Here is a 518-nt window from a genome sequence, read left to right as displayed (position 1 = left end):
ATCATCACAAGCTGCAGCTCGCCAACGCCCACATCTACGAAATGCTGGCCAAGCGCTCCGGAGACATCGTCTTTGCCGCGGATTCCTACGGCAAGATCCTGTTCATCTCTCCGTCCATAGGAGAGGTGCTCGGGGTGCCGCTGCAGACGGCCGAGATGCGAGGCTGGAAGAACTACGTCGCCAAGGGCGACGTCAAGAAGATATACAAGACCGCCTTTCGGGTCATCCGGACCGGAAAACCCGTTTCGGTGGATTTCCGGATCATCGACGCGAAAGGCCGTGAGAAGATACTCGAGGCGATCGTCCAGACATCGAGCGCCGGAAAAGCGACGATTGTGATCGGTTCGATGCGCGATGTCACCGAGCAGCGGCGCCATGAGCGTGCCTTGAGCAGACTGTCGGAAACGGATCCCCTGACGGAACTGCCGAACCGTCGCGCGTTCGACAGATATTTCAGGGCCGAGTGGAACAGGTCCTTCGCCGCGAAAGCGTCGATGTCCATCCTGATGATCGACGTG

Annotated in this window: 1 protein-coding gene; it reads left to right on the top strand. The window is 58.9% G+C overall.

Annotated elements, in window-relative coordinates:
* Positions 1-518 (top strand): sensor domain-containing diguanylate cyclase (locus tag G3A47_RS23430; protein ID WP_166926693.1); only part of this gene is annotated, 518 nt, incomplete at both ends.

It is taken from the genome of Flavobacterium poyangense (assembly GCF_011751075.1).
In the GTDB taxonomy this organism is placed as follows: domain Bacteria; phylum Bacteroidota; class Bacteroidia; order Flavobacteriales; family Flavobacteriaceae; genus Flavobacterium; species Flavobacterium poyangense.
This window is presented reverse-complemented; position numbering and strand designations above follow the sequence as displayed.